Below are 22,126 nucleotides of genomic sequence, written 5' to 3'. Positions count from 1 at the left end.
TTATCCATAAAAAGCGCTTGTGATAAGCTTGCTTTTTTCTAGCAGGCAGCATTATTTGTTAATTACGTTAAGGATAACCCATGCGTTTGAGTGTCATCAGTACCCTGTTGACTGGTTTTTTATTATTCCCAAGTGCCAATAGTTTTGGTCTGTTATTAGAAACAGGTGCTGAACAAGAGCAAATCGGGCAAGGCAGTAGCTCTATTGCCGTTGAAAGCCAAACCGCATCTTCAGTATCGAAGGTGGCGGAGATCAAGACCTTAATCCAAACCGCGATAAAGGATTCGCCGCAGCCATTTAGTGGTAGTGTTATCCTGCTTGAGCAGGGCAAGCCGCAGCTTGAACTGCAAAAGGGTGAAGGTATTAGTCAAGATTCGCGCTTTGTGATGGCATCGCTCTCTAAGCAGATTACTGCAACCTTGATATTGCAGGCACTCGATGCGGGGAAACTTGATTTAACTCAAACGCTTAATCATTATCTTTTTGGTGATTCTGAAGGGAAGAATAAGGCGCTAAAAGGCATGGATGCAGGTGTAAATCCAAGTGCGGATGCACTTAATCCCAGTCAATATGATGAGCGGATTACGCTACACCAACTGCTGACGCATACATCGGGTGTCGATAAACTGAGTAAGGCCAATCGATTCGAGCCGGGAAGCCAATTTGAATACTCCAACTTTGGTTATTCACTGCTTGGGCAAGTGCTTGAGAAGGTCAATCACCAATCCTTTGCCGAGCAAGTGGCGCAGTTTGCAACGCGATACCAGCTTAATGGCTTGAGTGCTGAGCTTGGCAGTATTGAGGCGATTCACGCCAAAGTGCCTTCACTTGCCGTAGGTTTACAGGAAAGCGAGGTGATTGCCCCTGCTGACTTAGTGCTTGATGAAGCTTTGTTGCCCGCAGGGGGATTAATTACCTCAGCGCCAGCTTATGCCGCCTTTCAGCATCTATTACATTCTGGCAAGTTGATGAGTGCAAAGAGTTATCAACGGATGACAACGGCGTATACCGAGATCCAATTCTTATGGCCGAATATGCGCTATGGCTATGGGGTGAGGATCAATAAGGACGATGGTCTCATCGAATACAGTCATACGGGCTATTTATCTGGCTATATGTCGATGACACTGCATTATCCTGAATTCAATTTGGATCTGGTGATGCTGGAAAATCTATCGCTAAATCTTAATGATCGCGCTCGAGTATTTGAACTGCATAATCAGATACGTCAAATCATTCGTAGCCAGTTACTGCTTATTAAAACATCACTTGCACAGTGATTTGAGTAAACTGACTACTGACATAAGTGCCCTTATGCTGATATTAAGCACGGTACTTTAGTACTTAAAAGATTACTAAGATATAGTTTCTGCGGGAGATAGTGGCTACTATCTCCCGCGTTAAGGGAATAAATAGAGTCTTTTACTACTTAATGTCGCCATATTTAATTGAATCACGACTATCTGTTTCATATATCATTTCATATTCATAGTTCAATGAGTCTAACAAGCTAATTATATAATCTTCGGATTTAATTCTTTCGTATCCAGGAAAATCTTGGTGGAAAATGATACTCAATAACCAGCTGCATTCAGGTTTTGATGGTGCGAAAGTATTTTCATCAAGATCTACATTGGGGAATAATTTAATGAATGTGCCTGTCTCTTTATTTAGATTCCAATGGTAATGTTTTATCCTGAATGGTAAAAAACTCTCAAGCATAGTAGGGTTCTTAGCTGTAGATGTTTTTCTATCTATTAATGCTAGAAATTCTTTGAGTTTATTATGAATTGTTTTTTCATCTTTACTTGTTGATTTTATACCAAATAGTACTTGATGTTTCATATGGTTGAATCTCCTCATTGAATAGATTTTATCGGCACTGGTGTCTTTTAAAGAGCCATTTTCTTTAGTTAAGGGTGTAAGTTTGTTAGCTAACAGAGAATTTAAACTCTATTTTAATGATTAACGTCCCTAACAAAGAGACGTTAATCTGTGACTGACAGTTACCAAAAGCGCTTTCTAAGTGCGGTCTCGATATCAATCTCAACCCTAAAGTACTGTAAAATCGTCCAAACTGAATCGACTAAGGCTTCGGTAAGCGCTGGATAATCATCCTCGATAATTCCGTTAATTTCTTCGACGGTTTCATCGATATATTCCTGAACACCTTCCTCAAATTCGGCCTTTGTCGCTTGATTGCGGAAAAAGCTAAAGTTGTCGAGCTTTTCTATCAATTGATCAATAAGGACTCTCACCGAATTGAGTTGCTCAACTGTGATCGTCGGATCGGTGGCGATCAGTTTAAAAAAGCTATGCACTTTGGTTTTGAGATCGAATAGCGTTGGGATTTTATCTCGATTTGCCGCCGCATTACTCACCTCTAATTTGGCTTGCTTGACGGGGGCAGGTGTCACATTCACCTCAGATGCTTGCGGATTGGCCGTCATAGGCTCGGCATTGCTCGAAGCTGTTGCTGGTATTGCGCGATTGTGGGCTATGGTTGTGGGGGCTGGCGGTATCTCGCGTCCCAGTGTTTGTAGCAGGCGGCGCTGGAAATAGCTTTGCGGCAGGGCTTTGCTAAGTGCTTGCTCAAGCTGAGTTTCACTGTAGGAGGCTATCTGCAGCAGCGCTTCGAAAATCTCTTTATATTCTTGCTCAATAGCCGCTATTAGCGGGCTATTGCCTAAGCTATTGGTCACGGTTAAGTCGGCGCCATATTGCTGCAAAAGTCTTAAGATCCGCACCGCCGTTGATTCAAAGCGGGGGAACTCGATTGAACTGCCGCCTATCACAGCGCAAAGGGCTGGGGTTGTGTCTTCGGCATTGATGGCATTGGGGTTGGCGCCATGTTCGAGTAGCACTTCTACGCAGGACTGTGCGCCGTAGTAACTGGCGCACATTAATGGCGTAAATTGCTCATCTACTGAGAATTCTTCTAACTTTGCTCCATGGCGCAGTAAGAGTTCTACTGTTTTTCGCCGCATAGGGCCGGTAATTTCATCCCACCAGTAGGTCGAAATCGCCTTGTGTAGAATGGGTGAGTTATCGTGACCGCAATGGGTAAAAATATCCCCGCCTTGGTGAATGAGCCATTCAAGTAGTTGGGTTCGACAGGAGATAGCCGCCGCAGACACATAGTTAGTGTTGTAGATATTGGTGAGGCTTAAATCCAGCCCCTTGGTGAGCAGATATTCCATCACTTGGATATGCGTTGCTTGATCTTCTTTCCCTGAACCACGCTGGCAGATAGTGAGTAAGGTTGGTTCATCCACCGCCCCAAATTTTTTATTGATATCCATACCATATTGCAGGAACAGATCGAAAAACTCGGGCAGAAAGGTTTTCTTTTCGACCATTGGATAAACCAATAGTCGTAAATTCGACCAGACTAACATCTCATAGGGTTTACCCGTATTCACAAATTCGGCATTTGGATTAGCGCCATATTTGAGCAACAGTTCAAGGGCTTGGTAGATGTAGCTCCGTTTATTCGGATCGGTAAATTGGGCATTATTAATATATTGGTTGAGCAAGGGTGAATGGTCGGCATCAGGCGGTGTCATCCTATAGATGCGATTGATATCGACGGTGGCCTTAATCAGTTTTTCGATAATCCTAAGGTCAAATTCTGAGGTCAATGCCGCATAGACCAAACTTTTAGCGTGGGAGTCGGCTTTGAGCTGCGGATAATGGTCTAACAGGTATTCAGTGTAGTCTTGCGCTTTAGCGTAAACGCATAGTTCGAGTAAATTAGCATCATCCCAGAAGCTGCTATCGTTGGCCATAATATAGCGTGACTTTTTAAATGCAGGGAAGCGTTTAACTAAGGGAGAAAATGTTTCTACTCCCCAAAATTCGCTCGAAGAAATAATGTTTTCAATTAGGCTTAATTTGCCAATGTCTAATGGAATATCTTTATTAATGATATGCAGGAACAGATCTCTATTGCGTTCATCATATAATATTTCTAGCGGGTGATTTAATTCACCATTGGTCCAAAAGCTCACCGGTTTATTGATATCTAAGTTAGCTGCAAGTAGAAGGTCGATCATGTCTCTACGTTGATGGTCTTGATAGATATATTGCGGATTAGGATGAAATAGATAGTTGAGCCAGCAATTATTATATTGATTTTGAAAGTAAAGATTGGCACTAGAGTCTAGGTATAGGGTAACGAGTTCTGAGTTGTTATATTCAATAGCCGAATGCAAGGCACTGAAACCATTACATTCGATTTTAGCGCCTTTGCTGAGCAAGTATTTTATAAGCACTAAATCGGACTGAGGACTGCAAGATAGTGGAACTAATATATTGCAGGGCGAAACATTGAGATCAATAAAGTTGAGATCTCCACTATCGGCAAGAAATTGATCAACTTTCTTTATTTTAGCCGAGGTCGAAAGCGTGTTATCTAGGCATATTTCCCGAAGTGTGAGTTTCTTATCACTAAAAATCCAACTGAGCATAATGTTCCTTATTTAATGCCGTTAACAAAATGGTATCAAACACCTTTCAATTTATTAAAAATTGAGTGGGGTAAAATTGCCATATTTTAATGCATTTAAGTTAAGAAAAACTATGCCCTGAGACTGATAATTAAAATGATCCTGTTTGAATAACATTTTTTGATACAAATTGATAATGCCAAACAAGTTGCATGATGACATGTTTGGCATTGTTACTTTGATTGGAATTCTGCTTCATATCCTATTGATTAAGATCTAGCAGCATCGGCATTTCGCAGGCGTCGTGGCCTGTGTTCCCTAGGGGAGCCGACAGATGTACAAAGCCTAATTTCTCATAGAGTTTTACGGCTTCATTTAGTACAGCGGTGGTTTCTAAATAGCAGCTTTGATAACCCGTTTCGCGGGCGAAATCGAGTGCCATTAACGCTACGCGTTTTGCGAGTCCTTTGCCGCGGATTTCGGGCATAAAGTACATTTTTTGTAGTTCGCAGACGCCATCATTGTTAGCTAAAGGCGCAATACCGGCGCCGCCTGAAATGCGGCCCTCTAATTCAATAATCCAATAGTTGGCGCCCGCTTGGGAGTAAATCTGGCTTAGGCAATCTAAGGTCGGGTCCGCCACACTATAGCCTTTATCTGCGGTTAAGCCGTATTCGGCCGAAACATCGCGGATGACTTTGGCAATTGCGGCATCATCTTGGGCTGTGGCTTGGCGAATGTGACAACCACTTTGCTGCTTGGCGTTATGTACGGCTTGGTTATATAACACGAGGGCCTCTTCGATTTGTGAAGTTTGCAATGGAGTCAGTTGGGCTAAGATCCCTTGGAATAATTGATTCTGCTGAGTATCCAATTTAACGAGTAACTTCTTACCCGCAGATGTCAGTTGCACAACTAAGCAGCGACTGTCCCGTGGGTGCACCTGACTCTGGGCAAGATGTTTATCGATCAAATGCTTGATAGCGCGGCTCGCATTGGACTTATCTATGCTGAGTTTGCTTGCAAGCTCTTTGATGGTCAGGGGCTGCTTGCCTATCTCAAACAGGGCATGGGCTTGCACGGGCGAAAGGGGTAAATCCCCAAAGGCGGCGTTGAGCATGCCTAAATTTCTCACCAGATAGCGAGACAAATGCCTGAGTTGGGCGGATGAGCCTGACTCAGTCGTTTGCTTAGTTTGAGTCACAGGCTTCGCAGGATCTTGAGCCAATGGTGCGTCTGTTTGAGCCATAGTCGAATAGGTTTGGTTGCATGTCACAACTAAGTTAGCGGGCTTTAATTCCTCTTGCAACATATTACTAACAATCTACTGTGTAAATATCAGGATTCAATAATGGCGCCATGGCGAGAATAATCGCTTGGGTGTAATTACTTTCACGGGTCGCATGGCCGTGGGTGAGTAAACCTATGGCACCGCCTTTTTGCTTAATATTGATTGTATTGAACAACCTATCCATGACATCCCCGAGTTCTTCCCCCGCTTCTAATGCCCGATAAACTTGCATTGGTAAAGGTAAAATCGCACTGCGGCCAATGGCAAGCTGGTCTTTATGGCCAATCGCGATATAGGCGAATGTGGCAGGGCAAAAGTCGAAACAATCGACACCGCCTTCCATCGCAAAATAGTAGTCGGCTTTAGTCTCTTGCGGGTCCTGCTGTTGACAATAGCGCACCCGATTGATCGCCCCTTGGCGAGTGTCGAGATCTGTCATTGGCTGCGCCGCAACACCAGAAGGGGCATCCATACCGCTAGCTTCTATGATGCTCTCAGGGAACAGCTGTGCCATGGCGTTAGTTGCAGCGTTGATTTTTACCGGGTTTTTAGAACCCACTTTTATCTTAATAATGTTTTGTTGCATATAAGTTATTTATTTTGGATTTTAATGTGGACGCTCGTTTGAATCATTGCTTAAATGGTCTGAGGTGTCTAAGCGTTTGGGTTTTCTATTCTGCCACAGTCGTCGGCGAAGCTCAGTAAAAAAGCCAACAGTAGGGGAGGCAATAGCCAGCCTTAGGGACTAGGAAGCGACATGCAACTATTGCTCCTTCAGTAATTTGGGCTGGAATAGGCAGTAAGGCTATGTCATTGAAGGAACCAAAACCAAGAGATAATAATAATGAAATTCAACAAACTCGTGATTGCTATGGGAATGGCCTGCGGTGTAATACTGACCGGCTGTAACGATAGCGAAGATAGCACTACGCCTACCGAACCTGAAACTCAACTGCAAGCTTTTGCCCCCAATGGTTTACTCAAAGCCAGTATTCGCCGTACGACCTACGGCGTGCCGCATATCCAAGCTGACAACTTAGAAAGTTTAGGTTTTGGTAGCGGTTATGCGCAGGCACAGGACAACTTATGTGTATTAGCCGATGGTTTTATCAAGGCGAACTCACAGCGTTCTATGTACTTTGGACCCCATGCGTCGATTGACTTCACTACGGGTCAACCCACGGCGGAAGATAACGGTAACCTTATCTCAGATTTTGCCTATAAAGCGCTAAAGATCAGAGCGCAAGCCGAAGAAAAATGGCCGAAATTTAGTGAAAACTCTCGGGCACTTATCCAAGGTTTTACCTCTGGTTATAACCAATATCTTGCTGATGTCGAAGCGGGCACACAAACGGCAGAACCTTTCTGTGGCGGTCAGCCTTGGGTGAAGCCCATAGTGCCAGAAGATGTGGTGACTTATTTGTTTTCTATCGCCTTATTACCGGGCGCAGCTAACTTTCTCGATCTGATTTTTTACGCTAACCCAGGAGATGCACAGGAATACATGCCGCGTATCGTTGGGCCAGCGCCTAGCCAAGACCAAACTGCGTTTGTGGCCGATATGCAGTCTAAGTTGATTGCCCGCGCGGCCCGTATCACGACACCAGAGACCAATCCCCGTGATTTAGGTTCAAATGGTTGGGGTTTAGGCAAGGATAAAACCGAAAATGGTAAGGGCATGGTGCTAGGTAATCCGCATTTCCCGCATACGGGTAACCTGCGTTTTTGGCAATCCCATATTACGATCCCAGGGCATTTAGATATGATGGGCGGCTCGTTAGTGGGTATGCCTGGACCGATTAATATTGGTTTCAATAAAGATCTCGCTTGGACTCATACCTTCTCTACCGCTGAGCATTTTGTGATGTATAACCTTGAGTTAGTCTCGGGTGATCGGATGCAGTATTTGTTTGATGGTAAACCTATGCCTATCACCAAAGAGACAGTATCGGTTCTAGTGAATGCAGGTCCAGCGGGCATGCTGGTCGCCGAGAAAGATATTTATACTACGGCCAAAGGCCCTATGGTCGAAGCTCCACCCGCTTTAGCGCCTTTTGGTTGGGATGATGGCAGTGCCTTTATGATCCAAGATGCCAATATGGGGACTATGGACCCTGTTGACCATTGGTTAGCCATGAACATGGCCACGAGCAAAGAAGAGTTCCAACAGGCATTTAAGGACTACGATGGCGTCATCTTCAATAACACTATGTACGCCGATAAAGAGGGCAATGCTTTCTATATCGACGACTCAACTGTGCCAGGATTATCCGAATCGGCAGTCGTGTTGTTAAAAACCTCACCGGATATTAAAGCGGCTAAGGCAAAAGCCGGATTTACGATTTTACCCGGTAACACTTCACTGTTTAGCTTCGATGCTCCTACGCCCTATGAGCGTGCGCCCAAGCTTGAGCGCAGCGACTTTGTGCAAAACTCCAATGACTCCTTTTGGTCGACTAACTTGAATGAACCGCTGACTTACTTCTCGCCTATGTACGGCGCAGAGGCTGGACAGCTATCACTGCGGACACGGATGGGTTTGAGTTTAATGCAGGACGCCGCGGGGGCTGATGGCAAGTTCAGCTTGGAAGAACTCGAAGCGGCTGTGCTGTCGAATCGCAGTTATCTCGCCGAGTTAGTGCTGCCTGACTTGATTGCCCAGTGTGATGCCCAAGGCAGTACACCTGTGGTGGTGTCGGCGAGTTTATCTAAGGATGTCTCTTCGGCTTGTGCGGCATTAAAGGCGTGGAACGGTAAGCAAGATAACGACAGTAAAGGTGGTGCTTTACTACGTGAATTTGCCCATCTATTCAGCCAAACAACTATGTTGACCCAAGGATTCGATCCCACAAATGCGGCAACGACACCTAAAACCTTGACTACGGATGGCAGTGCCTTAAAGGCTTTGGCTCACAGTGCGCTTAACCTTGAGACTGCAGGCTTTGCCTTAGATGCGCCATTGGGGGATGTGCAATTTGTGGAGAAATCTCTGCCAGATGGAACGCCAAGCGGGTCGCGTTTACCTTGGCCGGGTAGCCATAATGCTGAAGGTGGATTCAACGTGTTTTCAACCAGTTTGTCGGGTGATGACACTTTGATCCCGCAGCACAAATACGCAGTTGTGATGGATGTGGTCACTGGCAAGGCGATGAGTTCTGGCTTAACGGCGAAAGGATACCAAGTGCGTTACGGTTCGAGTTGGATGATGGCGGTGAACTTTACCGACGAGGGGCCTGTGGCGCGGGGGATTTTAACTTACTCTGAGTCGAGTAATATCTTAACGCCTGCGTTTGCTGATCAAAGTATCTTGTACTCGAGTGCTAAAAGCTTCCGTCCTTTGTTGTTCAAAGAGGCTGACATAGCACCTGCTGTAGTGTCGACGACTGAGCTGACACTACAAAAACCATAAGTCAGATTTTGCGCTTTAATCGTTAGCGGCTCACTTCGGAGTTGAATCCGGATGAGCCGTTTTTTATGCGTGTTTGCGACTAATAGCGATTTGTAAAAATTTAACATTAACGACTGTGATCTCGATCTACCTTAGGTGCGAGTATGCGGCGACTGGTCTCGTTTTGTTGATTTTTGTGACACATGCCCGGTTAGCTGTTTTTCTCGGCGCTTATGCAATGTCACTAGATTTAGCTTGAGGTGAATATCTTGTATTTTTAAGTGGCTTTTTATGTATATGTTTTGATGCTGCATTGAAAACTTATTACATTAAATCAGCGATCTAGATCTCAATATCAGTTTATTATGAAATTCCCTTACATAAAGCCGTGTCAGATCAACTTTTATGGGCTTTTTTTGGTTATCCTTAGCGCGAATTTATTATGCTAGTCACACCGTAAGGTAACTTTTATATGCAAAAAGATGCGACCAGTGTTCTTGGAACACCTCAAAGCACACAGAATCTAGATTCAACGAAACACTTACCTTGGACTCGCCAAGATACGACTTGGATGTTGAGTTTGTTCGGCACTGCCGTTGGCGCTGGAATTTTATTTTTACCTATCAATGCGGGCATGGGCGGCTTTTGGCCTCTTGTGTTAATGGCAGTGATCATCGGTCCTATGACCTATCTTGCCCACCGTGGTTTATCTCGTTTTGTTTGTTCATCAAGCATTCCTGGTAGCGACATTACTCAAGTAGTTGAAGAGCATTTTGGTGTTGGCGCGGGTAAAGCCATTACCGTACTGTATTTCTTTGCTATCTATCCGATTGTATTAATTTACGGTGTGGGTATTACCAACACTGTCGATAGCTTTATCGTCAATCAGTTAGGCATGGCATCGCCACCACGCTTCATTCTATCGGGTGTATTGATCCTCGGTATGATGGCTGTAATGGTCGCAGGTGAGAAATTCATGCTCAAAGTGACACAATTGCTGGTGTATCCGCTGGTGGGTATTTTGGCCTTTATGTCTATCTACCTGATCCCTGAATGGAAAATGGATGCTTTACTCGTTGTACCAGAAGCGGGTGCATTTTTAGGCACAGTTTGGTTAACGATTCCAGTTTTAGTGTTTGCCTTTAACCATTCTCCAGCGATTTCACAGTTTTCTGTGTCATTGAAACGTGACCATGGCGCGAATGCTTCTCGCAAAGCTGATGTTATTTTACGTAATACTTCCATGATGTTAGTGGGCTTTGTGATGTTGTTTGTGTTCTCTTGTGTGCTGTCATTATCGCCAGCACAATTGGCCGAAGCGAAAGCTCAGAATCTACCGATTTTGTCTTATCTCGCCAACGTGCATTCAAGTGGTTTTGTGAGCTACTTTGGTCCATTAATCGCCTTTATCGCGATTGTGTCTTCTTTCTTTGGCCATTACATGGGCGCGACAGAAGGCATGAAGGGGATTATTGTTAAGCAGTTAGACACGAATAAAAAAGGCATTTCAGAGCAAAAAATCAACAAATTTATTCTGGTGTTTATGTTTGTGACGATTTGGGCCGTGGCAATCAAAAACCCAAGTATTTTGAATATGATTGAAGCTTTAGGTGGCCCAATTATCGCGGCTATCCTGTACTTGATGCCTATGTATGCTGTATACAAAGTGCCAGCATTAAAAGCGCACCGTGGTCGCATCAGCAATATCTTCGTGGTTATAGCGGGTTTATTGGCAATGACGGCTATTCTGTTTGGCTTCTTTCGTTAAGTTTTAATCTTAGTAGGAACGCGGTTTGAATGTGAATCGTGAGTCGTAAAAAGAAAAGGATCGTGCCATTGGCCCGATCCTTTTTTATTACGTATAAGATTTGAATCGCTTATTTTTCTTCGTACATTAAGTAGTAACTCTGCTTCATCCCTAACGCTTGATAGGTCTGCTGTGCGGCGAGGTTTTCTTGTTCTACATATAAACGGAAGCTTGCGGCACCACCATTGGCTTCGGCCAGTTGTTTGACTTCGCTGTAGAGTTTGGCATAGATGCCTTGGCGACGATTTTTCGGGCGAATATACACACTCTGGATCCAGTAATAATCCTTCGCACGCCAATCGCTCCATTCAAATGTCACCATGAGCGAGCCGACTAGCTCACCTGCGATTTCAGCGACCAGGTAAAACCCTTTTTGCGGGCTCTCAAGTAGCGTGCCCACACCTCGAGTCAGTGTCGCTTCATCTAAGGCTAGGCCTTCGGTTTCTTGGGCCATGGCCTGATTAAACTGCACTAAGGCGATTAGGTCTTGAGCCTTAGCTTTACGAATCAACATACTACAACTCCTAGGCGGTTATTTGGCAATACCGCTCTTGTTTAGTAAACAACATTTTGTGATTCACTTTATCATGGAACGACGAGGGATAACGAGTTTGGCAGTGGCAGGTTAGGCACTGATATTATTTATTGTCGTGGATATTTGTACGACTAAAGTCTTATCTGCTAGGCTTATCTTTAGTGTCCTTTCGCTGAACTAAGTGAGTTAATGATGGGATTTATTAAGTCTACTCGCCGCTATAAACTTAAAATTTTACCCGTCTATGATATTGCTGCTGATGAACAGATAAATCATCTTCTGCATTTTATTTTAACGCTGTTGAGCTTCGGTTTATGGGGTTTAGTTTGGTGGTGGTTGGTCTTAAAAGCTAACGGTAAGTCCGACTTTATTTTCAGTGGTTTTGATGACGATTATTGGAGTTATTTGATTGAGCGTGAGCAACCGCCTGCGTCGCTTTATCGTCAGCAAATAGCACCAAAAAAAGTCACAGAATATTTTGATGCTTAAGCAGGAAAACTAACATCTAAGCGGCCAATTTAACAAACTTGGTTTAGTTAATATTGCTGATTTTAAGGCGGTTTAGCTCAACGTGACCCAGATCATCCCTCGATTAAAACCCCTCTGCTAGACTCGGCGATTGCCCCATTTAGACTGAGAAACTAGCGCGCTAGTTTTGGTCTTTGCCCCATCATAGTTTTGAATTCAAGGTTATCAATATGACAAAACAAAAGTCGTCAGCATTAGGCCGTGTTTGGTCTCGCTGGATGTCAGTGCCGCTGTGGCTGCAAATTGTTATCGGTATGGTGCTAGGTATTTTAGTGGGCATCATCTTCGGCGAGCAAGCGACTCACTTAAAGCCGATAGGCACCTTGTTTGTTAATTCCATTAAGATGCTGATTGTGCCATTGGTGTTTTGCTCACTGATTGTGGGCGTCACTTCGATGCAGGATACGAACAAGATGGGGCGTATTGGTTTTAAATCTTTTGCGTTTTATCTCTTTACCACGGCTATCGCGATCACTATCGGTTTAATTGTTGGTTATGTTCTTCAACCCGGTGCTGGTTTAGGTTTGTCATTGGCAGATAGCACGGCTCAAACTGCCAAAGAAATACCTTCTTTAGTCGATACTTTGATCGACATAGTGCCGACGAACCCTATTGCGGCTTTAGCAAGCGGGCAAATTTTGCAAGTTATAGTATTTGCGATTGTTTTAGGTATCGCCTTAGTGCTGATTGGCGAGCATGGCAAACCTGCAATTAAAGTGTTCGAAAGTTTAGCTGAGGCCATGTATAAAATGGCCGACATGGTGATGAAGCTCGCACCCTACGGTGTATTTGGGCTAATGGCTTGGGTAGCGGGGGAGTATGGGATTGATATGCTCTGGCCACTGATCAAAGTCATTATTGCTGTGTACCTTGGCTGTATTATTCATGTGATTGGATTCTATAGTTTTTTACTGCGCGGATTTGCGAAGTTAAGCCCGCTGCAGTTTTTTAAAGGGATTAGCAATGCCATGTTAGTGGCGTTTACCACATCGAGCTCTGCGGGCACGCTTCCTGTGAGTATGAAGTGTGCGAGTGAAAATTTGGGGGTTCATAAGAAGATCTCTAGCTTCGTGTTACCGCTAGGCACCACAATCAATATGGATGGCACAGCATTATACCAAGGGGTCACAGTGCTGTTTGTGGCACAGGCGTTTGGTATCGACCTGACTGTCGTCGATTATCTCACCATTATTTTAACGGCGACGTTGGCCTCTATTGGTACTGCGGGTGTGCCCGGTGCGGGTTTAGTGATGTTGACTTTAGTACTCACAACCGTAGGGCTTCCCTTAGAAGGGGTGGCATTGATTGCGGGAATTGACCGTATTTTAGATATGGTGCGTACTGTGGTAAACGTCTCCGGTGACTTAGTGGCGACGACTGTCATTGCAAAGTCTGAAGATGAGTTGGATATGGCGCATTATAATGCCGACACAGATCAAAGCGCCGTAATCGCCGAACAGAATATCGCCCTCGAAATTGCAGCGGCTAAGAGTGTCAAAGCATAGGGAGCTTTTATTGCTGGTTCGTTAACTAAAAAAACCGCCATTGGCGGTTTTTTTATGCTGACAAGTTTTATGGTTACTTCATTTGGCTTAACATTAACACTGGCTTGTCGTCGCTGTTAAGTAAGGTAAGTCGGCCTTGCACTAATTTTGCTTTGGTAACTAATGGCATAGCTTGCATCACTTTGTGCTCTTGCTGCATTAGGGCATCCACACAGGCTTTCATTGTGCTACCGGCAGGAGATAGCTTAAGCTCTTCGCCTTGCTGAGTATATTGACCGAAAAAGTTATTGCAGCTGTTGTTGCCATGTAATTTACCTTCGGCCTCAAAGATGATTTGCGCTGGGCTGTAATCGATAGTCGGTTGGCCTTGAACCATTTCAATGTGCCAGCGGCCTTCTAATGGAATGGTATCATTTGGGGCTATATCGGCACTTTGGCAGGCTGTGATGCCTAAGAGTAATGCACCTAAGATGAATGTTTTTTTTAACATCGTTGCGGTTCCTTTTTCCATGATTATGGCCATAGTGTGACAAGTTTTTCGTAAGATCTAAAGGGGTTTATATGACAGGCTCATTTAAAAGTACTCTGAATTTGTTGAAGTTTTTACATTGGTTAGGTGTATTGATGCTAGTTTGTGGATTTGGGTTTTATATGTTGACGCAATGGAGTCTAGAGATAAGCGGCATGTTATTGATCTCAAGTCTGATTGGTTTAGGGTTGGTCTTAATGTCGCCCTATCCTGTGGTGCTGTTTATCCAATGGGTGAAGCGCCAAGATGAGCATTCCAAGTAATTTTGTACTGCCTAATTAAGCCTAAATTTCATTAAATCAAAGCTCTGCCGAATCTGCGGCTGGATTATCGTACAAGCTTGAGTCAATGGCGGGTTCTACTGGCGTGTCTGCGGCTTGGGGTACAGGTGGGCGCATTGAATCAAGTTTACCCCGTGCGAGTTCCATCATAGGTGCAAGTTTGGCGCTGGATTCTGGAGTGAAGAAACTGTAACTCGCATCGAGTTTAAGCTGGTGGTTTTGCTGTTCTAACTGTTTTTCTACCCGCTTCATAATATGTTGAATATCTCGTTCACCATCCACAAAGGCCAGTACCACAAATTGAGTGGTGTTGTAGTGGGCGGCAACGTCGGCGGTCCGTATCGTATCTTGGATCAACTTGCCTAACAGCCTGTGGTGATTATCTTCGAGGGGGATGGGCGTGTTATCCGGACTCAGTAATTCAAAGAAGATGATGCCTGCATGGGCACCAAAGCGGCGGCCTAAATTGAGCTGTCTTGGCGCCATCATCAAAAAACCGTAATGATTGAGCATGCCGGTTTCTTGGTCGCGCATCGAAAGGGATTCAATTCTATGGTTCTGACACAGCAGAGATAATTCCTGTTGCAGCAATATCTGAAACGGTTCGAGCATAGCGGCATTGGCTAGCGGGTCTGCCATATGTGGGTTGAGTACGCACAGGGCGCCAAATTGGCTGCCATCGGGCCAAGCGATTGGGCGCGAGAGAATGTGCTGAATGCCATCAAAATCCCTTGGTAAATCCTCTAACATAAAGCTGCCGAGGTTTTGATATAAACCATCAGGTTGGCTGTTTTGTATCTGTTTGAAGAGTTCGAGTGCTGGTGGATATAAAGTGCCTGCGGTAAATTGCGGTGTTTCAGTGATTGAACTGACGATGATCTCAAACCCTGCACTGATTTTTTGGAATATGAAAACCGTGTTGGCGTTGTAATAGCTTTTGATGAGCTCACATTGGTGCATCCAGCGTGTGAGATTGACTTGTTGATTATCGGTATCAAGTAAACTCAAGTTGGGATTAATGGTTTCTGGCAACATACAAACGCCTAACTATGGCTAAATATCCATTAAGTTTGGGAAATAAAAGGATATTTAGCAAATCAAAGCCCTAAATATTGCCTTGTCCTTGCTGTGCCTATTAACCCAACCGAGTATACTGGCGGGCTGAAATTGGGCCAAAAGCAGAAATAATGCTGTGAGAATACTGTGAAAATTAGACTAGCCTTACCTCAAGATGTTGATTTATTAGCGATGCTAGAGAAAAAACATCTTAATGATGAATTAGCTTCCGCCAGTATGGGGTTACAAGGACAAGCTTTTTCCCACGGTGAACTGAGCGAATTAGTGCAGCATCATTGGGTCGTAGTTGCACTGGTAGAACAGCAGATCGTCGGTTATGTGATTGCAGGCCGTTGGGGATTTTTCGAACATTGGCCCATTTACCGCACTTTGTTGAATCGTTTAGGGCAACTCGATTGGGATGGACCTAAATTAACTAAGGCCAACTCTTGCCAATACGGGCCGATATGGGTGCAGCAAGCCTACCGTGGGCAAGGGATTTTCGAGGCATTAGTCCATGAAATTCGTCGCCAAGTTGCTCCGCATTTTAGCTATATGTTGACCTTTATTGCTGAAGATAATGAACGTTCCTTTGCCGCTCACTCGGGTAAAGCGCACATGCAGGTTGTGGATTTTTTCACCGTTTCGGCAAGAGATTATTATTTAATGGCGGCAAAGACCCAAGCTTAGTTGTTCGATGATAGAAATTAAGGATTCAATCTCTACTGTGTAAATAACCCGAGTTCAGGTTAAATAACGGAGATAAATACATGAATGTACAATTTGTTGAGTCACTATTAACGGCCTATGCCGAAGTCAATTTATCGGCTTGGGACAACTTGAGATTGGTCCTATCTGAGTGCGCTCACCATGAATGTGAGGCGAGGGGATTTGAAGTCGAGTTTATCTCCGATTCAGGGCAAGTGCAGCATTATTGGGTACAAGTGGGGAATATTTGGCTCGATTGTGGTCGAACCAATGCCTATTCGACGGTGATTACGCGACTGACCGATAAGGAACTTAGCCGTGTAAACTCCAAGAGCGCGTTAGAATGCGCTATTTTATCCCAAGAGCAGATTGGTCTACTCTGCATGCAAAACGCCCATTTCGATCATTGCTGAGAGTGTTAATTCAGTCCGTTTCTCAATCGCTTTTTTGATCAATACTTCTTCATCAGAAAGATGCGCTGAGGGTCAGTGGTGACAGTGCCTATGATCTCAAACCCTTGTTTTTCATAAAACACAGGTGCTTGAATCGATAAGGTATCCACTTGAGCTACCAAGCAACCCCGCTGTTTCGCCTCAGCTTCGGCAAGTGCCATCAGTTTATGCCCAAGCCCAGTGCCTCTGGTTTGCTCATCAACCCAGACAACATTGATTAAGAAGTTTTTATAGATAGTCCGGCCACCCACACCACCAATCAACTTGCCAGCTTCATCACGTGCAATGACAGTCAAAGGCACTGATTTCTCAGGTCCTAACAGCCCAGCATTAAATTGCCTAACGCCGTCTACCAGCGCATCCACAATCGCGATATTTTCTTCACTCATAACTTCAAAGTTCATGTCAAAAACTCTTTCTGGAATGTGATTACTTTATAAACGTAAATGTTATTTCTGTTGTATTCAACTTTTGATTGATCTCACTAATGTTAATCATTATCATTCGCGAAATCATTTATAAGTTACATTTGTAAACTAAGTTTACTAAACAGGAGAGGTTTATGTTATTTCGTCAAACTTGCTTGGCAGTTGCCATTACCGCTGTATTTACGGGTAATTTTGTCCAAGCCGAAGAGGCTCCCGACAGAAAAATGGAAGTTATGGTTGTTACTGCCTCTGGATATGAACAGAAATTGGTTGATGCACCCGCCAGTATTTCTGTTATCACCCAAGAAGATTTGATGATAAAACCTTATACCACTCTCCTAGATGCAGTGCGTGACTTGGAAGGGGTTGATATTGGTGAAACCTGTGATAAAACAGGGCAAGGTACCATCAGTCTACGCGGTATGGGATCTGACTATACCTTAATCCTTGTCGATGGTAAGCGTCAGAATAACCATGGTGATATTTATCCAAACAGTTTTGGTGGCAATCAATTTGGTCATGTACCACCACTTGATGCTATTGATCGAATTGAAGTTATTCGTGGGCCAGCATCAACGTTATACGGTGCAGATGCTCTAGGTGGTGTGGTGAACATCATCACTAAAAAAGTGGGCGACGAATGGTCTGGCTCTATCACTCACAGCCGAACTCATCAAACCAATGATGCCTATGGCGAAGATATCACTACCGATTTCAGCGTGATGGGTCCCCTCATTAAAGGCGTTCTTGGGTTATCGATTCATGGCAGTATTTATGATCGAATGGGGTCTACACCAGAGTATGCACCAGTAGATTATCCCAATGGAGAAGTACGCACTCGTTCACTCGGTTTTGGTGGTGGCGGTAAAACCGTCGATAACGAAAATCATATGTTAGGTGGGAGTTTAAGTTGGACGCTAAATGAACATCACAAAATTTGGTTTGATTTAGATTCCTCATCTCAAGATTATGATAATACGCCACTGATCAATGATAACGGTGAACGCGAGTATCCGCTTGGTACTGTTGATAATATCGATAGTCTCTGGATTGCCAGTAACTTCTGTAAAGGCGGCGTAGGTTCCCGTGAGGCTGCTTGTCTAGCTAGCGGTGGTGAATGGGCAAGACGATCAAATCCGCGAGCGGGTTACAGCGAGACTCAAAAATTTACCCGTGATGCTTGGGCGTTAACCCATGAAGGTGCTTGGGATTTTGGTACAAGCTTTGTGTCACTATCCTATGTAGACACACAAAATAATGGCCGCACACTGCCATTTACCACTGCTGAAAGAGTATTACTACTGCAGATGATTGATGGTAAAGGGGATTACACCGGCATGACTGAAGCCGAACGTAAAGCGATTGCTGAATCCACTTTCCTGCCTAGACCTAAACGCGAAATGGCAAGTAATCAATATACGCTTGATATGAAACTCGATATTCCATTTGAAGCTGCAGGAAATCATGTCGCAGTGACGGGGGCGCAGGTGATTCGTGGTGAGTTGAAAGACGGTGTATTTGGTATGGAAGAAGGTACGCCGGGCGCAGTACAAGAACACAATATGTGGTCTGTTTTTGCTGAAGATACATGGAGCATGACTTCTGATTTATCTGTTACTGCGGGTTTACGTCATGATGATCATGAAATATTTGGCAACCAACTCAGCCCACGTCTATACGGCGTTTACACCATTAATAATGAGTGGACTGTAAAGGGTGGGGTGAGCACAGGCTTTAAAACACCTAAAACCACACAATTGTATGATGGTGTCGTTGGCTTTGGTGGCCAAGGAACCTCACCGCAATTTGGTAACCCAGATCTCGAAGCTGAAACCAGTGTGTCCAGCGAAGTCGCCCTGTATTGGTCTCATCCAGATGGCCATAATTTTAACGTCACTATTTTTAAAAATGACTTTGACGATAAGATTGCTTCACAACCCTGTGGTAAAGGTACGAGCATAGAATGTTCCGATGCGGGTGAATATGCTGATTTAGGTTATGCAGTCAGTAGCAAAACAGTCAACATAGATAAAGTTACTATTCAAGGTGCTGAGCTCGCGGGACGTTGGGAAATTCTAGATGCCTTAACATTAAATGCTAATTATACCTACACAGATAGCGAGCAGAAAAGCGGTGCAGAGCAAGGTCGTCCACTCGGCAACAGTGCCAAGCATATGGCAAACGCGACATTAAAATGGGAGTTGACCGACTCATTTAACGTATTCTTGACCTCAGAATACCGTGCTAAACGTTATCGCTCTTGGGATATCATTAATGATGCTGCACTTTACTATAAGGGTTATAACGTGTTCCATCTTGGTGGTTCTTATCAGGCGAGTGAGTTTGTCACCTTCAACATGCGAGTAAATAACTTGTTTGATAAAGATTTTACTTCATACGATATTGTCTTCACCGAATGTAGTGACACTAGCACCACTTGTGTCTCTGACGACAATGGCCCAAACGGATACACAGCATCTTACGTTGATGATTTTAATAACAAAGATAAGGCCCGTAACTTCTGGGTTGGTATGAATGTACGTTTCTAAACTAATACTCTGTGCATTAGTCATTATTTGATATTCATGGGCGATAGATAAAACTGAGAGTTACCCGTTTGATAAAGGTATCCACTATCAATTAAACAATAGGGTAACTCTCATTACTCATTACTCATTACTCAGTGCACCTGCACTGTGCTGGTGAGTCTGCACTATCGAGCCATCAATAAAGACCCATTCCGTGTCGGCCATTTTCGCTAAAGCTTTGAATAAATAGGCCTGAATGTCTTTTCAGACCATAAATAAAACCGTCTAAAGACCGTACTCCAATGGCTCAACTCTTTGGGTAAATCTTGCCAAGGGATACCTGTTAGAAGGTGGTAAAGAATGCCTTCGAATGTTTGTCTATGTTCAGGTTTATCATAAACACGGCCTGTGCTTTTCATTAAATGAAATAGTGTTTCCCAGTGTGCATTGGTTAGCATCAGTATTGGTATGCTGTCTAAAAATCATTCTCGAAAGCTCAATAGACCCTAGATGAAGTCAGAAAAATTAAAGGTGCTAGCGTATAAGGCTACAGAATGAGCCATTGTCCGTTTGGATAAGTACCAATATAACCAAAGGGGATTCTTCCACAGAGATACCAAGATAGGCGTTCACTCGTAAAGGCTGAAAGTTTAACGTCAGCTAGTAGCAGTGTTGCGAGCGTATTAGCGTCATCGGATGTCAGCGCGCATATTTCTGCAACGGGAATAATTTTCCAAGTGGAGAGGTAAGCTGACTTAGAAATTTCATCGACTTCGCTGTCAGAAATCCAAGCATGCACATCATTTACTACTGCCTTTGTTTTTAACGAATTTGCCAAGTCATGGTCTGTTACACACAGGCTTTCATAGTGGATTTCGTAAGGTGTTTCAAAAAAGGCTTCAGGATCGGATTCAAGAAAAGCGGCGATCTCCTCTAATGTACCGTATGTCTTTGCTGTTTCCTCTGGCAGACCTACGTTGGCTGCCCATGCACAAGATTGAAGTTGCTGTAATAAGATGGCGTTATCGGTCATGGGGTCTGTGCACTCTAATGGTCTGTGTATATGCTGCTTTTATTTTGCCATATTTGTAATCTAACTAAATGTCAGACATAAAAAAACCGCTGGGTAGCGGTTTTTCATGGATCTTAAGTGTAAAAATTGAAATGAATTAAGACTATAGACCCGCGTCAGCACGTAATATTTCGGCTTTATCAGTCGCTTCCCATGGGAATTCGCTGCGACCAAAGTGGCCATAAGCGGCGGTCGCTTGATAAATTGGACGTGCTAAATCTAGCATGGCCGTTAAACCGTATGGGCGCAGTTCAAAGTGTTGACGGACTAACTTGATCAGCACTTCTTCAGACACTTTACCAGTACCGAAGGTCTCGATGCTGATAGAGGTCGGCTCTGCCACACCAATTGCGTAAGACACTTGGATTTCACAGCGATCAGCAAGACCTGCTGCAACTATGTTTTTTGCCACATAACGTGCAGCATATGCCGCGCTACGATCCACTTTTGATGGATCTTTACCAGAGAATGCGCCACCACCATGACGGGCCATGCCGCCGTAGGTGTCTACGATGATCTTACGACCCGTTAAGCCGCAATCGCCTACTGGACCACCGATAACAAAACGGCCAGTTGGGTTGATAAAGAACTTAGTGTCTTTGTTTAACCATTGAGCCGGTAATACAGGCTTGATGATGGTTTCCATCACGCCTTCAATTAAGTCGGCTTGTGAAACGTCATCTCTGTGTTGAGTCGATAACACAACTGCATCGATACCGACAATTTTGCCATCATCATAGGCAAAAGTGACTTGGCTTTTCGCATCTGGGCGTAACCAAGGTAGCGTGCCATTTTTACGCACTTCAGACTGACGTTTCACTAATGCGTGAGCATAGGTGATAGGTGCAGGCATCAGAATGTCAGTTTCGTTGTTGGCATAACCAAACATTAACCCTTGATCGCCAGCACCTTGCTCTGCAGGGTCTGCGCGGTCTACACCTTGATTGATGTCGGGTGATTGCTTACCAATGGCGTTTAATACTGCGCACGAGTCTGCATCAAATCCCATATCTGAATGGGTATAACCAATTTCACGCACCGTTTTACGGGTGATTTCTTCAATATCAACCCAGGCAGAGGTAGTGACTTCGCCACCGACTAATACCATGCCGGTTTTGACATAAGTTTCACACGCTACGCGTGCTTTTGGATCTTGAGCCAGAATTGCATCTAGCACAGCATCAGAAATCTGATCTGCAATCTTATCGGGATGACCTTCTGAGACCGACTCAGAAGTAAACAAGTGCTTTGCCATAGTAGGAAAATCTCGTCGTTAGCATTCAAACGTGTAGAAGCATCTACATCTAGACGGCTATTTTAGTTTAAATCCGATTGCCGATCACCCCCGATAATAAAAAATCCTCTCAGATTGTGACCTGAAAACGACTACGCCCTGCCATAAATAGGTTATTTTACTTATATTTCATGGTATTAAGTTTACTATGTTTTTGAGAAATTTATTTCTCCATTATAAGTGATCCTTGCTATGCCCTCTCAAGTAAACGCGAGCAAAGTGACTAGCTTATTTCTGCGACTTATATACTCAAGCTACCTGAATCCTGCATCTTCA

19 protein-coding genes and 1 pseudogene are annotated in these 22,126 nt (G+C 44.1%); 9 read left to right on the top strand and 11 right to left on the bottom strand.

Features of this window, described 5'->3' with window-relative positions; genetic code table 11:
• Positions 1-80: 80 nt before the first annotated feature.
• Complete coding sequence (locus tag HQQ92_RS15685; RefSeq protein ID WP_173246630.1) at positions 81-1,280, top strand: serine hydrolase; 1,200 nt, start codon at positions 81-83, stop codon at positions 1,278-1,280.
• Between the two features lie 145 nt (positions 1,281-1,425).
• Here the strand turns inward: HQQ92_RS15685 and HQQ92_RS15680 are convergent, their stop codons facing one another.
• The 4 genes from HQQ92_RS15680 to yjjX all read right to left on the bottom strand — a co-directional run bounded on the left by HQQ92_RS15680 (position 1,426) and on the right by yjjX (position 6,325).
• Positions 1,426-1,845, bottom strand: a complete 420-nt coding sequence (locus tag HQQ92_RS15680; protein ID WP_105250111.1) for a hypothetical protein — start codon at positions 1,843-1,845, stop codon at positions 1,426-1,428.
• 161 nt (positions 1,846-2,006) lie between these two features.
• On the bottom strand, positions 2,007-4,469 hold the full coding sequence (locus HQQ92_RS15675) for an ankyrin repeat domain-containing protein (RefSeq protein ID WP_173246627.1): 2,463 nt from the start codon (positions 4,467-4,469) through the stop codon (positions 2,007-2,009).
• A 241-nt stretch (positions 4,470-4,710) separates the two neighbouring features.
• Positions 4,711-5,760, bottom strand: coding sequence for a bifunctional helix-turn-helix transcriptional regulator/GNAT family N-acetyltransferase (locus HQQ92_RS15670; protein WP_173246624.1), 1,050 nt, complete (start codon positions 5,758-5,760; stop codon positions 4,711-4,713).
• Positions 5,761-5,764: 4 nt separating this feature from the next.
• Positions 5,765-6,325, bottom strand: coding sequence for an inosine/xanthosine triphosphatase (gene yjjX, locus HQQ92_RS15665; RefSeq protein WP_173246621.1), 561 nt, complete (start codon positions 6,323-6,325; stop codon positions 5,765-5,767).
• A 258-nt stretch (positions 6,326-6,583) separates the two neighbouring features.
• Between yjjX and HQQ92_RS15660 the strand changes: the two genes are divergently transcribed.
• Positions 6,584-9,148 carry an acylase gene (locus HQQ92_RS15660; protein WP_173246618.1) on the top strand — a complete coding sequence of 855 codons (2,565 nt, stop codon included), beginning with the start codon at positions 6,584-6,586 and terminating at the stop codon, positions 9,146-9,148.
• A 451-nt stretch (positions 9,149-9,599) separates the two neighbouring features.
• Entirely contained in the window at positions 9,600-10,895 is a 1,296-nt protein-coding gene (locus tag HQQ92_RS15655; RefSeq protein ID WP_028761640.1) for an aromatic amino acid transport family protein, read from the top strand.
• Between the two features lie 109 nt (positions 10,896-11,004).
• On the opposite strand, the gene HQQ92_RS15650 is transcribed toward HQQ92_RS15655, so the two are convergent.
• Entirely contained in the window at positions 11,005-11,448 is a 444-nt protein-coding gene (locus HQQ92_RS15650) for a GNAT family N-acetyltransferase (protein ID WP_105250107.1), read from the bottom strand.
• Between the two features lie 213 nt (positions 11,449-11,661).
• Here HQQ92_RS15650 and HQQ92_RS15645 point away from each other — a divergent pair, with 213 nt between their 5' ends.
• Together HQQ92_RS15645 and HQQ92_RS15640 are read left to right on the top strand one after the other, a co-directional pair.
• On the top strand, positions 11,662-11,958 hold the full coding sequence (locus HQQ92_RS15645; protein WP_105250106.1) for a hypothetical protein: 297 nt from the start codon (positions 11,662-11,664) through the stop codon (positions 11,956-11,958).
• A gap of 209 nt (positions 11,959-12,167) precedes the next feature.
• Positions 12,168-13,502: a dicarboxylate/amino acid:cation symporter gene (locus HQQ92_RS15640; RefSeq protein ID WP_173246615.1), complete on the top strand. Its 1,335-nt coding sequence runs from the start codon at positions 12,168-12,170 to the stop codon at positions 13,500-13,502.
• Between the two features lie 73 nt (positions 13,503-13,575).
• Here HQQ92_RS15640 and HQQ92_RS15635 read toward each other — a convergent pair whose 3' ends face one another.
• Positions 13,576-13,992, bottom strand: a complete 417-nt coding sequence (locus tag HQQ92_RS15635) for an META domain-containing protein (RefSeq protein WP_173246612.1) — start codon at positions 13,990-13,992, stop codon at positions 13,576-13,578.
• Positions 13,993-14,063: 71 nt separating this feature from the next.
• Between HQQ92_RS15635 and HQQ92_RS15630 the strand changes: the two genes are divergently transcribed.
• A complete protein-coding gene (locus HQQ92_RS15630; RefSeq protein ID WP_173246609.1) occupies positions 14,064-14,294 on the top strand; it encodes a hypothetical protein in 231 nt (76 codons plus the stop codon).
• A 36-nt stretch (positions 14,295-14,330) separates the two neighbouring features.
• Here HQQ92_RS15630 and HQQ92_RS15625 read toward each other — a convergent pair whose 3' ends face one another.
• Complete coding sequence (locus HQQ92_RS15625) at positions 14,331-15,347, bottom strand: GGDEF domain-containing protein (RefSeq protein WP_173246607.1); 1,017 nt, start codon at positions 15,345-15,347, stop codon at positions 14,331-14,333.
• 168 nt (positions 15,348-15,515) lie between these two features.
• Here HQQ92_RS15625 and HQQ92_RS15620 point away from each other — a divergent pair, with 168 nt between their 5' ends.
• Positions 15,516-16,058, top strand: a complete 543-nt coding sequence (locus HQQ92_RS15620) for a GNAT family N-acetyltransferase (protein WP_131525099.1) — start codon at positions 15,516-15,518, stop codon at positions 16,056-16,058.
• An 80-nt stretch (positions 16,059-16,138) separates the two neighbouring features.
• The gene (locus tag HQQ92_RS15615) at positions 16,139-16,489 is read left to right on the top strand and encodes a hypothetical protein (RefSeq protein WP_131525100.1); all 351 of its coding nucleotides are present in this window, start codon (positions 16,139-16,141) and stop codon (positions 16,487-16,489) included.
• Positions 16,490-16,527: 38 nt separating this feature from the next.
• Here the strand turns inward: HQQ92_RS15615 and HQQ92_RS15610 are convergent, their stop codons facing one another.
• Positions 16,528-16,932, bottom strand: a complete 405-nt coding sequence (locus HQQ92_RS15610; protein ID WP_131525101.1) for a GNAT family N-acetyltransferase — start codon at positions 16,930-16,932, stop codon at positions 16,528-16,530.
• A 158-nt stretch (positions 16,933-17,090) separates the two neighbouring features.
• Here HQQ92_RS15610 and HQQ92_RS15605 point away from each other — a divergent pair, with 158 nt between their 5' ends.
• Positions 17,091-19,505 carry a TonB-dependent receptor domain-containing protein gene (locus HQQ92_RS15605; RefSeq protein ID WP_173246604.1) on the top strand — a complete coding sequence of 805 codons (2,415 nt, stop codon included), beginning with the start codon at positions 17,091-17,093 and terminating at the stop codon, positions 19,503-19,505.
• A 123-nt stretch (positions 19,506-19,628) separates the two neighbouring features.
• On the opposite strand, the pseudogene HQQ92_RS15600 reads toward HQQ92_RS15605, so the two are convergent.
• From HQQ92_RS15600 to metK, 3 genes and pseudogenes are all read right to left on the bottom strand, one after another.
• A pseudogene (locus HQQ92_RS15600) lies at positions 19,629-19,954 on the bottom strand (transposase); the annotation flags it as partial.
• A 77-nt stretch (positions 19,955-20,031) separates the two neighbouring features.
• Entirely contained in the window at positions 20,032-20,517 is a 486-nt protein-coding gene (locus HQQ92_RS15595) for a hypothetical protein (RefSeq protein ID WP_105252989.1), read from the bottom strand.
• Positions 20,518-20,659: 142 nt separating this feature from the next.
• A complete protein-coding gene (gene metK, locus HQQ92_RS15590) occupies positions 20,660-21,811 on the bottom strand; it encodes a methionine adenosyltransferase (RefSeq protein WP_028761631.1) in 1,152 nt (383 codons plus the stop codon).
• Positions 21,812-22,126 lie beyond the last annotated feature (315 nt).

Origin of the sequence: Shewanella sp. DC2-4 (assembly GCF_013248875.1) — a bacterium.
In the GTDB taxonomy this organism is placed as follows: domain Bacteria; phylum Pseudomonadota; class Gammaproteobacteria; order Enterobacterales; family Shewanellaceae; genus Shewanella; species Shewanella oncorhynchi.
Note: the sequence above shows the minus strand (reverse complement) of the source record. Positions and strands in the feature narration are given on the sequence as shown.